The organism is Pseudovibrio sp. Alg231-02 (assembly GCF_900143565.1).
In the GTDB taxonomy this organism is placed as follows: Bacteria; Pseudomonadota; Alphaproteobacteria; order Rhizobiales; family Stappiaceae; genus Pseudovibrio.
Genome location: NZ_FREX01000003.1, coordinates 499724 through 514040 on the forward strand (window position 1 = coordinate 499724; position 14317 = coordinate 514040).

Here is a 14317-nt window from a genome sequence, read left to right on the forward strand (position 1 = left end):
CTTCCGCTGTAGCGCTGAATACGCATAACTCAACAATCAGCGTGTCTTTCCTAACGCTAAAATCTTGCCAAAAGGTTGGCACGCTGATTTTTTTGAAAGACTTTTTTAGGGATAAAACGATTTTTCTGAGAGTTGTGTGTCGGGAGGATGCATTGCCCAAAGAAAAAGAGGGCTTTGAATACACGCTCAAAAACCCTCTTTATATTCTCTAAAGCTGATTACGCAGTACCTTGATATCAGCTGCTTATTTAAAAGCAAAAGCTGTGCCAGTTTTGCGATAAATTTTTGGCACAATATCTGGGGTGGCTGCGCTTCTTCTCTCCAACATGCGGGTTAATTTAACAGGTTGCTTACCTATGCTGCGTCGCAATTTGCAATGCGGTTTGGGAGTGTTAACCTTTGCGTTCAGATCTAGTTAAATTCGTGATCCAGGTTCAGCGTGCTGCGTTTGCCAATGCTGTCGTAATTGTCGTGCGCCCACTTCTTTGCAGCCTGGCGCCCAATGTCGTGCAAAAGTTCTACAAATTCCCACTGGGCGTTTACCTTGGATGAAGCTCCGAAAGGGGCGAGATCTTTTGTTGCTTCTATTCTGTGCATGTAAACGCGGGTGTATTCGTTCGAATCAAGACGACCTTCATCAATAAGCCGTGTCACAAACTCAATTGCGCGAAGCTCGCGCAGCAGGGTTGAGTTGAAGGTGATCTCATTCATGCGCTCTGAGATTTCCTGAGCGGTGTGCGGAAGTTCAACTCTCTCAACCGGATTGACCTGAATAAGAAGTACATCAGTAGAGCCACCGTGTTGGAATAGTGGAAACAAAGGCGGATTGCCCATAAAGCCGCCGTCCCAATAGGCCTCGTCGCCAATTTCTACCGCTTGATACATATGTGGCAAGCAACCAGACGCCATGAGTGAATCAAGGGTGAGTTCTTCCTTTGCAAAAACTTTGATTTTCCCGGTTCGAACATTGGTAGCGGCGACATAGACCTGCATCTGGTCGCAACTTCGCACACGTTCGAAGTTGATTTGCTCAGCAACGAGATCGCGGAGTGGATTATAGTTGATTGGGTTTAGTTGGTAGGGAGACATGACGCGAGAAAGCAGGTCCCATGCCAGATATGTCGGAGAGTTGTCCATGCTCCAATTGCCACAATAAACATCCATTGGGCTGCGTTGGAACGGACTGGTCTCTGCAGCTGCGCTGACGGACTTCCAAAAGCGGGCGAGGGCATCTCTTGCGCCTTGCTGCCCGCTTTCAACTAGGCCATCTGCCATGACGGCTGCATTCATGGCACCTGCACTTGTGCCTGAGATGCCAGTGATCTCCCAATCTTCGTTTTCAAGGAGCCAATCCAGAACGCCCCAGGTAAAGGCGCCGTGTGCGCCTCCACCTTGTAAGGCCAGATTGATTTTCTTTCGTTCTTTTTTCGCTGTCTTCCGAGTAGTCGCCATATGGACCTCCATGGGCCGCTTGGAAAAGAAAACTCCGGGAAATCATCTGAGCGTTATTGTGCTGTCCAGCCGCCGTCCATTGGCAAGAGAGTGCCGGTGATTGAAGCGGCTGTATCAGAGCACAAGAACACGGCTAGGCCGGCAACCTGATCGACTGTCACGAACTCTTTGGTTGGCTGAGCAGCGAGCAGGACTTCTTTTTTCACCTGCTCCTCAGTCATATTACGGGCTTTCATGGTGTCAGGGATTTGCTTTTCGACGAGCGGTGTCCAGACGTAGCCGGGGCAAATGGCGTTCACTGTGATGTTGTTTTCTGCAACTTCCAGTGCAACGGTTTTGGTCAAGCCTGCGATGCCGTGCTTTGCAGAAACGTATGCCGACTTGAATGGAGATGCCACCAATGCGTGAGCGGACGCGGTGTTGATGATGCGACCCCAGCCTGCTTTGCGCATGTAAGGCACGGCGGTACGGATTGTGTGGAATGCGGAGGACAGGTTGATCGCAATGATGGCATCCCATTTGTCGACCGGGAAATGCTCAATGGCTTCAACATGCTGAATGCCTGCATTGTTGACGAGGACATCGACTGAACCGAGGGATTTAACCGCATCGTGGATCATTGCGTGAATTTCATCAGGCTTGGTCATGTCGGCTGATGAGTACACGCACTTTACACCGAAGTCGGCTTCGATTGCAGCGCGCTCTTTCTCAATGGCATCGGCATCGCCAAACCCATTGATCATGATGTTGGCGCCTTGCTCTGCCATTGCGCGAGCGTAAGCAAGGCCGATGCCGGATGTGGACCCAGTGATTACAGCGGTTTTTCCTGAGAGCATTTCGAGTCTCCTGCCCAAATGTATTGAAAAAAGAGTTGGTGTGAGCTTGCGCCACTTTTTAATCTGGTTGCATTAGCAAAAAGCATAGTTGTTTAGCGTGCGGTGCAAAAAGGTCAGAACTGACCGCCGATCTGTCTTTTGTCCTTAATGGAAGGTTAGAGATGAGTGCATTGCGTCAAAAGTCGCTGGCTATTTTCAGTAGGCTGATGATGGAGTGGACCTAGCATCATTCTGAGGAGAGGTTTACTGTGAAAACTTGGGGTGCATGATGGCGTCTTGAGATGACATCAAACTGAATTGAGCGTGCGCTAAAAAGTTGACAGCGCGGGCTGCATGCTGCACTTGCTTGCCTAAAGATTTATCCCAGTGGAATGATCATGACTGACAAGAGCCAAACCTATATTTCTTCCCCGTTTCCGCGCCGTCGTTCTGTGGCTGTAGACGTTGGTGGGGTTATTGTTGGCGGCGAAGCGCCTGTTGTTGTTCAGTCCATGACGAACACCGACACCGCTGACATAGATTCAACGGTTGCGCAGGTTTCTGCTCTGGCGCGTGCCGGGTCCGAGCTGGTTCGTATTACGGTTGATCGTGATGAAGCTGCTGCAGCTGTTCCGCGTATCAAAGAGCGTCTGGACCGGATTGGGGTCAATGTTCCGCTGGTCGGGGATTTTCACTACATCGGCCACAAGTTGCTGGCAGATCATCCTGATTGTGCTGAAGCGCTTGATAAGTACCGGATTAATCCGGGCAATGTTGGTTTCAAGACCAAAAAAGACAAGCAGTTTGGCCAGATCATCGAAATGGCGATGAAGCACAATAAGCCTGTGCGTATTGGTGTAAACTGGGGCTCTCTGGATCAGGAACTGCTGACACACCTGATGGATAAAAACCAGGAGGAAGGCTCTCCGCTGACTGCGCAACAAGTGATGCGCGAAGCGATTTGCCAATCTGGTTTGTTGTCTGCTCAGCGTGCTGAGGAATTGGGGCTTGGTCGCGACAAAATCATTTTGTCTGCGAAAGTCTCACAGGTTCAGGATTTGATTGCCGTTTATACGGATCTGGCACAGCGTTGCGATTATGCTCTTCACCTTGGTTTGACTGAAGCTGGTATGGGCACAAAGGGCATCGTGGCGTCCTCTGCTTCCATGGGTATTCTGCTTCAGCAAGGCATCGGCGACACCATTCGTATTTCGCTGACACCTGAGCCGGGTGGGGATCGTACGCGTGAAGTGCAGGTTTCTCAGGAACTGCTGCAGACAATGGGTTTCCGCAGTTTTGTGCCTATTGTTGCTGCGTGTCCGGGGTGTGGACGTACGACCTCCACAGTCTTTCAGGAACTGGCTCAGGACATTCAGGCGCATATCCGCGAGAGTATGCCGAAGTGGCGTGAGCAATATCCGGGTGTTGAAGAACTCAACGTTGCTGTCATGGGCTGCATCGTGAACGGTCCTGGTGAATCCAAGCATGCTGACATCGGTATATCTTTGCCTGGTACTGGTGAAACACCTGCTGCACCTGTGTTTGTTGATGGTGCTAAAACTGTTACTCTTCGTGGGCCAAACATCGCTGATGAGTTTAAGGCGATGGTTCTGGATTATATCGAGAAACGTTTTGGTACTGGCGTTTCATCTGAACACGAGATTTACTAGATGTCGCTTGAGCGGTTTGTCAAAAAAGTAGAACACAAAATCAGAGAAAGCGCCCCGAAGGAAAAACCTTCGGTTCTGGTGATCTCTTCACAGGTTGTCAGCGGATGTGTTGGCATGCGCAGTGCTGTTTTTGCACTGGAGCGCATGGGCTTTAATGTCTGGATGCTGCCTACGATTGTTCTGCCATGGCATCCGGGACAAGGTGCTGGTGAGCGTATCTCGGCCAGTGAAGAAGCCTTCAAGCATATCGTTGAACAGATTTGCGCCAGTGATCGTTTGGGCGCTGTGAAGGGCGTTATCTCTGGCTACATGGCAAATGCGGCTCAGGTTTCTGATGTTGCAAAGATTGTGCAGGAAGTGAAGGCTCGCAATGATGATGCGGTCTATCTGTGCGATCCAGTCATTGGTGACAAAGGTGGTCTTTATGTTGCCGAGCCGATTGCTGAAGCTATTCGTGACCAACTGTTACCGCTTGCTGACGTGATTACGCCAAACCGTTTTGAGCTCGCCTGGCTCAGCGGGTTTGGTACTGAAATGGAAAATGAAGCTGTTGCGGCAGCGCGGACGCTGCAAGTGGAGCGGACGATCATCACATCGTCGCCAGCAATCCGTCGCAATTCCATTTCCAATTTGTTGGTCGGGCCACGTGGTAGCCTTGCGATTGAACATGCGGAAGTGCAGGGCGCTCCGCATGGCACTGGTGACTTGTTGGCAGCGCTTTATCTGGCTCGCAGTCTGAGTGGGCAGAGTGACGAAGAGGCATTGAAGAAAGCGACAGCTTCAACGTTTGAGTTGGTTGCGCGCTCTGTCAAAGTTGGTTCTGATGATTTGCTTTATGCTGAGCACCAAGATCCGCTTATCCAACCTATGGCGCTTGTGAACACTCGCCGCGTGGTAGAGGCGCCTGAGCGTGCCTGAAGCGGTGGCAGTTGATCCCGTCTGTGTGGCTGGGGTTGACGGTTGCAAAGCAGGTTGGATTGCCGTTTTCCGCTGGGTTGGTTCAGACCGTGCACCTGAAGTGCAGATCTTTCCTCATTTTGCAGATTTGCTGGCCTCTGAGCATGAGCCGCGTAAGATTGCGGTCGATATGCCGATCGGGCTGCCGGAGAAGATTGGCAGCAATGGTCGTGGGCCTGAGAAGGCGGTTCGTCCTCTTTTAGGTATGCGACAGTCAACGGTGTTTTCCATTCCCGCGCGGGCTGCGATCTATTGTGAGGATTATCGCGAGGCTTGCTCTGCTGCACTGGCGCATTCAACGCCACCCAAAAAAGTATCCAAGCAAGCGTTCCATATCTTCCCAAAAATTCGGGAGATTGATCAGCTCATGACGCCTGAGTTGGAAGCGCGGGTGTATGAAGTTCATCCTGAGGTGGCATTTTGGCGCTTAAACGGGCAGGAGCCCATTGCTATTCCTAAGAAGGTCAAGGGAAGCAGCTATCCTGCGGGCTTGGATGCGCGGAGAGATTTACTTGTGCAGTTTGGCTATGTAGCGAGCTTTCTGGACCAAAAACCGCCTAAAGGTGCCGCGCGGGATGATCTGATGGATGCTGCTGTGAATGCAGTTATTGCTGAACGGTTGCTGTATGGCCATGCGGAGCCGTTTCCGGCTGACTTCGGGCGAAATGAACGCGGTCTGCGCATGGCAATCTGGGCTTAGGTGTCGTCAGGTTCACGGCTTGCCAGTACGTCCAAACGTGGTTCATGGCCAACTCTCTTAAAGGTTTTGAAGCCCTGCTCCTCCAGAAGGTTTTTGAGCATGTTTGGATCAGACCATCTGACATCTCTCTCATAGAAAACTGATTGAACTCGAGGAAAGAAGCTTGTCTTGATGAGCTCTTTAATCACGGTTTCTTCATGCCCTTCAGCATTGAGTTTGACCACGATGTCGATTTCATCGGTGATCATCTCATCTAACTGCTGGGCAGAGATGGCTTGAATCTCTTCGGTTTTTTCGTCTGAATGCACGGTGTTCTGGCTGAGGGATGCGCCGCCGCTATGGGTTTTGCTGAGGAATATCTTAGCTTGACCAGTGTGATCGGAGACTGCTGCCTGTACTGCCTTTATGCGAGATGTAGCAAGGTTAAGCTCAATGTTTTGTTCCAGTAATTGGAATGTGCTAGCGACGGGTTCGAAGGCTATGACTTGCTGGCAGTTTGTGTTTTGAGCTGCAAGCAGGCTGAAGAGGCCTTGATTTGCGCCGATATCCAGCATGATGAAAGGCTTTTCATAGTCGACAAGATAACTGGTGAGGAATGTGCCGTAACCACCTTCGCAGCACATGCGGAATGTGGCGTCGAAGACATTGGGTGTGAGTTCAACACCATACCTCGTCAGAATGCCGGAGGAGAGGCCTAGTCGCACACCCCAGGACATTGGAATGTACTTTATGTAATAGCCAAGGAGCCCACGTAAGTGGCGGCGTTCGTTGATGTACTCTTTGCTGTGGTACTTTCCAAAGAAGGTTTTTGAGCCTGGCATTTGCCTAACCTGACTTGTTGATCTTCATTGAGACCAGCGTACATAAGTCAGGCTAGGTTTCGATTAACACAACGTCACAATTGCGGTTTGATGCGTGGTGCAGGGGCGGCTGGGTATGGATCTACGACCTCTGCAACGATCTTCTTCTCTTCACCAACACGACTGTTAGAGAACAGGGATGTGAAGTAGCTGAAAGCGCGTTCTGATTCAGAGGCTTTCTTCGGTGCTGGGGATGGTTCTTCAGATGCCAGCGCCAAAACTTTTGCAGCTTCTACATTCACAGGCGTTGCGTTTGGTGCTTCTGCTTTTGCGACGTCAGTTGTTGAGGTGCCACCAAAGAACGCTGCAATCTTTTCTTTGCGGCGTTTACTGCTTTCCATAGCGATCTGGATCTCAGCGGTTTCGCGTGCATCCCGGGTTTGCTTTTCTGCTACTGCCACCGCGATGTGCTCAGGCACTGTGTAGGCAGGGCAAGCGCCGCGTGCATTGAATTTGGTTCCGCGTGCGTCTGCCTTCGCGTTGAAGACGTATTCTTTTTCACAGACTTCAATGGATGGTGGGCGTTTGGTGACTTCAAAGTGGTCATAGCCACGCTTCAGCATGCGCCAGAATTCATAATGCTCGGAACTTGCGTTCTTGGCCATGTTGTCCGGTGTCATGCGGAATGGGAAGGCCTGAACCTGAAACTTTCTCTGACCGCCAAGGAAGCTATCGCGACCCAGAGAGTAGATATCTGCAATCTGCTCGTCCGTCATGGCGTAACACCCACGAGAAGAGCAGGCACCATGGACCATCAAGTTTGAGCCTGTGCGGTCATGAGCGCGGTCAAACTTGTTCGGGAAACCAAGGTTGAATGCGAGATAGTAAGAGGAAAACGGGTTCATCAGGCCCGGCGTGACTTCGTAGAAGCCTTCTGGTGCCTGCCGGTCGCCTTCCTTAATCTTCGGGCCGAGTTTGCCAGACCATTTGCATATCTCATAGGTTTCCAGCAAAGCATACTGGCCTGATTTGGTCTGTTTCCAGATCTCCAATTCAGACTCTTGCTTGAACAGGCGAACCATGATTGGAGACTTGAGCTCCATGTCCTTGGACTTCATTCTGTTGGAAAGGCTTTTGCTCACAGGTTGCTGGTGCTTCTCAGCGCCAAACTCTGTTCCCTGACAAGCGGCTAGCGTTAAAGCCAGCGCAAGCGCAGCAGCACGCTTTACGTTCTTGCCAGTCTCTCCCTGAAACACTCTAATCATGTGCTTGACCCACCATGCTGGGGCTAGTTTGCCCGAACCCCAATCTCGACTCGATACTAAGACTATCTGGGTTAAGGTTGATCGAATCTTACCACAGATCATTCTCTCTGAGATTGTGGGGTATTCCCCAAGATGCACTTTCCCCCGAGTTTGATTGGATCAAACAAAAAAGGCATCAGATATACTTCTGATGCCTTTTATAAAAAATTTAGTGGATACCCACAATAAATCCTAGGTTCGAATCAGCCGAGTTCACGACCTATGCGTAAGAACTTCTCGCGACGCTGCTTCTTGAGCTCGTCTGCAGACAGACCAGCCATCTTACTCAGAGCGGTTTCGATCGAGTTGCCTGCGCGATCAATTACGATCTCTTTTGCGCGGTGAGCACCGCCGATTGGCTCTTTGATGATCTCATCAATGACGCGGAAGCTGGAAAGGTCTTCTGCAGTGATCTTCATGTTGGTTGCCGCGTCTTGTGCACGGGTGCTGTCGCGCCAAAGAATGGATGCGCCTGCTTCTGGAGAGATCACGGAATAGATGGAGTGTTCCATCATTGCTACGTGGTTGGTGGTTGCAATTGCAATCGCACCGCCTGAGCCACCTTCACCAATGACGATGGAGATGTTTGGAACTCCAAGACCGAGGCACATGTCAGTTGAGCGTGCGATCGCTTCTGCCTGACCGCGCTCTTCAGCGCCGATTCCCGGGTACGCACCTGCTGTGTCCACGAAAGAGACAACAGGGATGTTGAAACGGTTTGCCAGTTCCATGATGCGGACGGCTTTACGGTAACCTTCCGGACGTGCCATGCCGAAGTTATGCTTCAGGCGGCTTTCGGTGTTGTTACCTTTTTCTTGACCAAGAATAGCGACTGATTGTCCACGAAAACGACCAAAGCCTGCGATAATGGCGCAATCCTCGGAGAATTTGCGATCACCGGCAAGAGGCGTGAAATCTGAGATCAGGGTATTGATGTAGTCCAGTGAATGCGGACGGTCTGGATGGCGAGCCACCAGAGTTTTCTGCCAAGGCGTCAAGCGAGAATAAATGTCGCTGAGTGCTTGATCTGCTTTTTCCTGAAGACGGGCAATCTCGTCTTCCACATCAACCGCTTCCCCACCTTCAGCCAGGATTTTCAATTCCTGTACTTTACCTTCAAGGTCAGCAACTGGTTTTTCGAATTCGAGGTAACTGCGCATATTGGATATTCACTCGTAACAATCAGCGGGCTTGACCCGCCGACTAAAAGGCGTTGGAGCGCGCTATAATTTTGGCGCGACACTGGCGACAGCTGGGTCATCTGTCAAGGCTTTGCATCACAAATGTGGGTGTTTGAACCCCTTCAGACAAGAAGGTTTGGGATTAAAGTGCAAATCCTATCTTGAAGCTGTTTTTTTGCGAAGTCCTGACGTTTGCGGCATATTGAGTTCTGCTGCTTCCAGGACAAGTGTACCTGTCGATGTCGGAATGGAGACCTTGTAAGGAATAAGAATACGGGTGTTTCCGATCGGTGCGAGCCATGTCTCAATGTTTGCGTTTTTGGCCAGATACTGAACAGCCTTTTTCTCTGGACGATGTCCAGCAACAGGCTCCCAGCGTGCGGAACAGACGACAACCGGACCGTTATAGCCTTTGCCTGAGACTTCACGCACTTCTTTGAACTTCATATTGATATTGAAGCGCGCCCAACCATCATAAATTGGCAGTTTGCGATTACATACTGATGGATCAAGCACTTTTGAGCGGGACGGTGCGCGTACAATCGCTGCACTTAACGGGTCCATCGCATTGAGCTTGTGCTTGCCAGTGACCTTAACGCGGGTCTTGGACGGTTTGTATTTTGGCGTGACCTGAGTTGTGCGGACATGGCCAGACCCCTGACCGAGATTGACATAGAAGTCTCGGTTGGATGCTCGAGAGGCCATGGTGTAGGTGCTTGGAAGGACTTTTGCGCCTTTCATCCACCCGGTCGCGTGTGCGCCGCCTTTGCCTGTGGAGAAGAGGGTTCCAATGCCAGCTGGCTCCATACCCACTTTTGCGGAATAGGCGTTCTCTCTGAGGATAAGCGATAAGGAGCCTTTTGCCACAGTGAAGCCTGCATAAGAAATATTGTAGACACCACCTAGGCGCTCTGTTTTCCCCAGAGCAGCTGTGGATAGTGTGCCAAATGAAAGTGCTGCGACGGCTATTACGCTCGATTTGCCAAGAAAATTGCAAACCTTAGAAACTGTTACTCGCACGATACTGTACCTCCGCAGCCGCAGACATTCGCGCCTGACAGCCTGAGAACTCAGGAAACTGAACAAAAAATTCAAACTCATTGAAATATGAAACTACCTAAACATGGTAACACGGTGGTTAAGAGATGTGAGTTTGTTCGAGTTTTGATTGAAAAATGGGCTTCGAACAGGCAAATAGGCAGCAAAGCCTTGACGAATTCTGCTGTACTAATTATAGCAAGCCAACTTTTCCGTACAGGGCCGGAGGTGGTTCCGCGTGACCGTGGTGTCCGCGACCTGCCGGTTTTAACAGAATGCGCCCAAAAATGAGGGCGCCTACAAATTAAAAAGGGTGACCCTCATGGCACGCCGCTGCGAACTTACCGGTAAAGACGTGATGACCGGCAACAACGTGTCTCACGCAAAAAACAGGAGCCGTCGTCGGTTCTTGCCAAACCTTTGTAATGTTTCCCTGATGAGTGAAACTCTCGGCGAAACTTACAAACTGCGTATCTCTGCACACGCTCTGCGTTCTGTTGAGCACCGCGGTGGTTTGGACGCATTCTTGGCGAAAGCAGTTGAAGCTGAGCTTTCTCCTAAAGCGCGTTTGCTGAAGACCGAAATCAAGCGTCGTCAGGCAGCTGCTTAATCACATCATTCTTGAAAGGGATTGAACGTGACTAAGTCGAATACTGCTCGACCACTGGCTCTTGCTATTATGGCAATGACCACAGTGGTTGTTGCTTCGAATTACCTTGTTCAATTCCCTGTTCAGGGAATGTTCGGGGCTGTTAATCTAGCAGACCTGCTTACTTGGGGTGCATTCACTTATCCAGTGGCATTCCTTGTAACTGATTTGATTAACCGACAGTTTGGTCCTGCTGCTGCACGCAAAGTCGTGTACGCTGGCTTTGCTGTTGCTGTTGCTCTATCTATCGTTTTGGCAACACCACGCATTGCAATTGCGTCAGGAAGTGCATTCCTGATTGCTCAGTTGCTGGACGTAACTGTGTTCCATCGTCTTCGTGATGGTCGTTGGTGGAAGGCGCCTGTCGTCTCTTCTACACTGGGCACCATGCTAGATACCGCGCTGTTCTTTAGCCTTGCTTTTGCTACACAGTTTGCGTTCTTGGGTTATCACGATGCGTTTGCGGTAGAAGTTGCACCATTGTTTGGTGTGTTTGCTCTGGAAGTTCCTCGTTGGGTTTCCTGGGCGATTGGTGACTTCAGCGTAAAGATCATCGTTGCGATGAGCATGCTTGTTCCATACCGCATCGCATTGGGAGTAATCGGCGCGGTACCTGCTTCGCAGCGCGGATAAGCTGTTCGTTTGAAAAGAATTTTAAAAGGCATCGGATTTGGTTCCGGTGCCTTTTTTTTGTTTTTGGGATTGAATGTCGGTGTAGCTCACAAAGACAGTCGTCGTTTACCGAGGCTTCGGTTTTGGCGCTGGGACGATCTTTGCCTCTTTGGGCGCACGAACGAATGGCTCTCTGAAAGGTTCGTTGTCTGTCAGAATGAAGCGCAGCAGCAAGGTGCGCTGCAAGAATGAGCGGTTATCATCTGACATGAGGGACAGGACTGTTTCTCCAAAAGCGTTCATATGAACGCTCAGAGCTTCCATATTATCAATCTGATAACTGAAATCAGCGGTCAGGAGCGTTTTGCCTGTATGGAGATGATCTGGTCGCAGGTTGGTGCCATCCAGCTGCCTGATGCGCATCCCAAGGCCTTCTGAGAGGTTGAATAAGCGCTCCAGGATCAAGAGATCGCCATTGGGAAGAAAGGCAGCATCCGTAACATCGTAGTTGCCTTGTTTTCCTATCCAGAATTTCCCCGGTCGCGGGCCTCCGATAATCCACGCTGGTCTGTTGTGCTTCAGAGATTTTCCGCGTTCGGCGATCGTTATGATCGCGCCGGAGAGTGGAGAATTGGGAGGGGCGACGGCAACAGATTCAAGGCTCTTGTTCTTTGCCAAACCTCGGATCTCTTTGGGGATCAGAAGGTGCTTAGCGCGTTCTTCGCCTGTTTTCAGGTTAAGCGGGTATGTCATGATCCCGCCTTTTCCTTCATGGCTGACGAAAATGCGAGGTGTGTTGGCTGAGCCGCCAATGCTCAGACCTTCTGTGTCGGCCCTGTAGGTGCGTTTGAGATTTCTGCCCTTGCTATCCAGCAGGGTTGCGGTTTCTGCGCCCAGCAGCTTGAGAGGCTTTCCTCGGCTGGTCTGGGATAGTTCGCCGCGCAGCCAGTGGCCGCGATCTGAGATAGCAATGATGTCTGAGCCACTGTTGAGCGTCAGCAAGCCGGAATAGCCGCCGAAGCGACCGTTTGAGCTGCTGAGTTCCAGGCCACCAAGAAACATGAGGGGGCCGTATTGCTCTGCTCGGGTACCAGAGAACTTGAAGCGGTTGATTTCCTTGGAGCGGACTTTCATTTGCTGAAAGCCGCTCTGCTGTGCGGTGCTCTCGCTGAAAGGCAAAGAAGCAGCGACTGCGGTTGTTACCGCTGCCGCTGCTCCTGTTAGCAAAATGCGTCGTGTTAATTTCATCGGCGTCCGTGACGTCTACCGCGATCCTGACTGCTGTTTTCATCAAACAAATCAGCAAGCTGATCAGTCATCGCGCCAGCCAGTTCTTCTGCATCTACGATTGTTACCGCACGTTTGTAGTAGCGGGTCACATCGTGGCCGATACCGATTGCGATCAACTCGACCGGAGATCTGTTTTCAATATCAGCAATCACACTGCGCAAGTGTTTCTCCAGATAGTTGCCTGGGTTCACTGAAAGTGTGCAGTCATCCACTGGTGCGCCATCGGAGATCATCATGAGGATGCGACGACGTTCCGGACGTGCAAGCAAACGCTTGTGTGCCCAGTCTAAAGCCTCTCCGTCGATGTTTTCCTTAAGCAGGCCTTCTCGCATCATCAGGCCGAGATTGCGTTTGGCGCGGCGCCAAGGGGCATCTGCGGATTTGTAGATGATGTGGCGTAGATCGTTCAGGCGTCCCGGATTAGACGGTTTGCCATCCTTGAGCCAAGCTTCACGAGATTGGCCGCCTTTCCACGCTTTGGTGGTAAATCCGAGGATCTCCACCTTTACGCCGCAACGCTCAAGTGTACGTGCCAGAATGTCGGCACATGTGGCTGCTACGGTGATCGGACGACCGCGCATGGAGCCAGAATTGTCGATCACCAGAGTGACTACGGTATCGCGGAACTCGGTGTCGTTTTCCCATTTGAACGCAAGCGGCTGCAGTGGGTCTATGACCACTCGATGGAGGCGGGCACTATCGATGATGCCTTCTTCCAGATCGAAGTCCCATGACCGGCTTTGCTGCGCCATCAGCTTACGCTGCAGGCGGTTGGCTAGTCGGGACACCGCACCAGACAGAGAGGCCAGCTGCTTATCGAGGAAGCCGCGGAGACGATCCAGCTCTTCCTGATCGCAGAGATCTTCTGCTGCAATGATCTCGTCGAAAGCCTGTGTGAAGATGTGATAGGCATCAGCAGACGGCTGATTGCTGAAGGGATGGTCCCGGCGTTCCTGTTCGCCCGGCTCTTCAGCCTGATCGGACATATCCTCTTCGGACATATCCTGCATCTCGCTGTCGACGCCTTCGGTTTCGCCGCTTTCCTGCTCTTCGCCGGAAAGCTCCATCTCTTCAGGCGCGCCCTCTTGTTCACCCTGATCTTCCTGCATGTCACCAGAGTTATCGGAGCGATCATCCTGGTCCTGCTGGCTTTCGTCGTTGTTCTCGTCGTCGTCCTCTGGTTCTTCTCCCAGCTCATCAGCCATATCAAGTGAGGTGAGAAGATCACGCATCTGCTTGGCGAACGCGATCTGGTCATCCATGCGGGTGACGAGTTTGTTCAGATCATGATCAGCTTTTTCTTCAACGAAAGGTCTCCAGAGATCCACCATGCGCTGTGCGCTTTTGGGGATCTCGCGGCCCGTCAGACGTTCGCGTACCAACAAAGCGATGGCATCCTGCATCGGAGCTTCGTCTTTGGTGGTGACTTCTGCGAAGTTGGCTTTGAAGTAACGATCCTCAAGCATGGCGTCGATGTTGTCGCCAGCGCCCGGCATACGGACAGCGCCAAGGGCTTCAACGCGGGCTTGTTCGACCGAGTTGAAGATAGCGCGTGCGTTTTCGCCTTGAGGAATGTGCTTGGTGTGAACAGCTGGATCATGACAAGCAAGGCGCAGAGCCATGGAGTCGCCCAAACCGCGAGTAACGGCGACTTCTTCCTTTGTCATCGTGCGGGAAGGTTCCGGCAGACGGATGCGTCCGCTGGTCATTCCCGGTTTATCCGGTGAAAAAACAACCTCCAGCTCAGGCTCGCCTGCGATGGCTCTAACTGTAGAGCCCATCGCTTGCTTGAATGGCTGGCTGGCAGGTTTGTTCTTGGCTGAGGAGTTGCTGGTACCTGCCATGTAAC

General features: G+C 51.4%; 13 protein-coding genes. 5 read left to right on the forward strand and 8 right to left on the reverse strand.

What is annotated here, in order from left to right; all coding sequences use genetic code 11:
• Window positions 1-411: 411 nt before the first annotated feature.
• Entirely contained in the window at window positions 412-1452 is a 1041-nt protein-coding gene (locus DHN43_RS11890) for a patatin-like phospholipase family protein (protein WP_108818694.1), read from the reverse strand.
• 53 nt (window positions 1453-1505) lie between these two features.
• Window positions 1506-2288, reverse strand: a complete 783-nt coding sequence (locus DHN43_RS11895) for a 3-hydroxybutyrate dehydrogenase (RefSeq protein ID WP_063286084.1) — start codon at window positions 2286-2288, stop codon at window positions 1506-1508.
• A 371-nt stretch (window positions 2289-2659) separates the two neighbouring features.
• Here DHN43_RS11895 and ispG point away from each other — a divergent pair, with 371 nt between their 5' ends.
• Genes ispG through DHN43_RS11910 form a run of 3 tightly spaced genes read left to right on the forward strand, consistent with a single transcriptional unit; the run spans window position 2660 to window position 5594 of the window.
• Window positions 2660-3937 carry a flavodoxin-dependent (E)-4-hydroxy-3-methylbut-2-enyl-diphosphate synthase gene (gene ispG / locus DHN43_RS11900; protein ID WP_108818695.1) on the forward strand — a complete coding sequence of 426 codons (1278 nt, stop codon included), beginning with the start codon at window positions 2660-2662 and terminating at the stop codon, window positions 3935-3937.
• Window positions 3938-4855, forward strand: coding sequence for a pyridoxal kinase (gene pdxY, locus DHN43_RS11905; RefSeq protein ID WP_108818696.1), 918 nt, complete (start codon window positions 3938-3940; stop codon window positions 4853-4855). It abuts the gene before it with no gap.
• Window positions 4848-5594 carry a DUF429 domain-containing protein gene (locus DHN43_RS11910; protein WP_108818697.1) on the forward strand — a complete coding sequence of 249 codons (747 nt, stop codon included), beginning with the start codon at window positions 4848-4850 and terminating at the stop codon, window positions 5592-5594. The genes pdxY and DHN43_RS11910 overlap by 8 nt, the downstream gene beginning before the upstream one ends.
• On the opposite strand, the gene DHN43_RS11915 is transcribed toward DHN43_RS11910, so the two are convergent.
• From DHN43_RS11915 to DHN43_RS11930, 4 genes are all read right to left on the reverse strand, one after another.
• The gene (locus tag DHN43_RS11915) at window positions 5591-6415 is read right to left on the reverse strand and encodes an FkbM family methyltransferase (RefSeq protein ID WP_108818698.1); all 825 of its coding nucleotides are present in this window, start codon (window positions 6413-6415) and stop codon (window positions 5591-5593) included. The genes DHN43_RS11910 and DHN43_RS11915 overlap by 4 nt on opposite strands.
• 74 nt (window positions 6416-6489) lie before the next feature.
• Window positions 6490-7659 carry a L,D-transpeptidase family protein gene (locus DHN43_RS11920; protein ID WP_108818699.1) on the reverse strand — a complete coding sequence of 390 codons (1170 nt, stop codon included), beginning with the start codon at window positions 7657-7659 and terminating at the stop codon, window positions 6490-6492.
• 242 nt (window positions 7660-7901) lie between these two features.
• Window positions 7902-8858 carry an acetyl-CoA carboxylase carboxyltransferase subunit alpha gene (locus tag DHN43_RS11925; RefSeq protein ID WP_063286077.1) on the reverse strand — a complete coding sequence of 319 codons (957 nt, stop codon included), beginning with the start codon at window positions 8856-8858 and terminating at the stop codon, window positions 7902-7904.
• Window positions 8859-9035: 177 nt separating this feature from the next.
• The gene (locus DHN43_RS11930; RefSeq protein ID WP_084405906.1) at window positions 9036-9899 is read right to left on the reverse strand and encodes a DUF3108 domain-containing protein; all 864 of its coding nucleotides are present in this window, start codon (window positions 9897-9899) and stop codon (window positions 9036-9038) included.
• 340 nt (window positions 9900-10239) lie between these two features.
• On the opposite strand from DHN43_RS11930, the gene rpmB reads away from it, so the two are divergent.
• On the forward strand, window positions 10240-10527 hold the full coding sequence (rpmB, locus tag DHN43_RS11935) for a 50S ribosomal protein L28 (protein ID WP_057463517.1): 288 nt from the start codon (window positions 10240-10242) through the stop codon (window positions 10525-10527).
• Between the two features lie 69 nt (window positions 10528-10596).
• Window positions 10597-11199, forward strand: a complete 603-nt coding sequence (locus DHN43_RS11940; RefSeq protein WP_057463516.1) for a VUT family protein — start codon at window positions 10597-10599, stop codon at window positions 11197-11199.
• 105 nt (window positions 11200-11304) lie between these two features.
• Here DHN43_RS11940 and DHN43_RS11945 read toward each other — a convergent pair whose 3' ends face one another.
• A complete protein-coding gene (locus DHN43_RS11945; protein WP_108818700.1) occupies window positions 11305-12426 on the reverse strand; it encodes an esterase-like activity of phytase family protein in 1122 nt (373 codons plus the stop codon).
• Window positions 12423-14312 carry a cobaltochelatase subunit CobT gene (gene cobT, locus DHN43_RS11950; RefSeq protein ID WP_108818701.1) on the reverse strand — a complete coding sequence of 630 codons (1890 nt, stop codon included), beginning with the start codon at window positions 14310-14312 and terminating at the stop codon, window positions 12423-12425. The genes DHN43_RS11945 and cobT overlap by 4 nt, the downstream gene beginning before the upstream one ends.
• Window positions 14313-14317 lie beyond the last annotated feature (5 nt).

Excerpts from the sequence above, each read along its gene's own strand:
- DHN43_RS11890 (WP_108818694.1), bottom strand. The coding sequence starts at position 1,452 with ATGGCGACTACTCGGAAGACAGCGAAAAAAGAACGAAAGAAAATCAAT.
- DHN43_RS11895 (WP_063286084.1), bottom strand. The coding sequence starts at position 2,288 with ATGCTCTCAGGAAAAACCGCTGTAATCACTGGGTCCACATCCGGCATC.
- ispG (WP_108818695.1), top strand. The coding sequence starts at position 2,660 with ATGATCATGACTGACAAGAGCCAAACCTATATTTCTTCCCCGTTTCCG.
- pdxY (WP_108818696.1), top strand. The coding sequence starts at position 3,938 with ATGTCGCTTGAGCGGTTTGTCAAAAAAGTAGAACACAAAATCAGAGAA.
- DHN43_RS11915 (WP_108818698.1), bottom strand. The coding sequence starts at position 6,415 with ATGCCAGGCTCAAAAACCTTCTTTGGAAAGTACCACAGCAAAGAGTAC.
- DHN43_RS11920 (WP_108818699.1), bottom strand. The coding sequence starts at position 7,659 with ATGATTAGAGTGTTTCAGGGAGAGACTGGCAAGAACGTAAAGCGTGCT.
- DHN43_RS11925 (WP_063286077.1), bottom strand. The coding sequence starts at position 8,858 with ATGCGCAGTTACCTCGAATTCGAAAAACCAGTTGCTGACCTTGAAGGT.
- rpmB (WP_057463517.1), top strand. The coding sequence starts at position 10,240 with ATGGCACGCCGCTGCGAACTTACCGGTAAAGACGTGATGACCGGCAAC.
- DHN43_RS11940 (WP_057463516.1), top strand. The coding sequence starts at position 10,597 with ATGGCAATGACCACAGTGGTTGTTGCTTCGAATTACCTTGTTCAATTC.
- DHN43_RS11945 (WP_108818700.1), bottom strand. The coding sequence starts at position 12,426 with ATGAAATTAACACGACGCATTTTGCTAACAGGAGCAGCGGCAGCGGTA.
- cobT (WP_108818701.1), bottom strand. The coding sequence starts at position 14,312 with ATGGCAGGTACCAGCAACTCCTCAGCCAAGAACAAACCTGCCAGCCAG.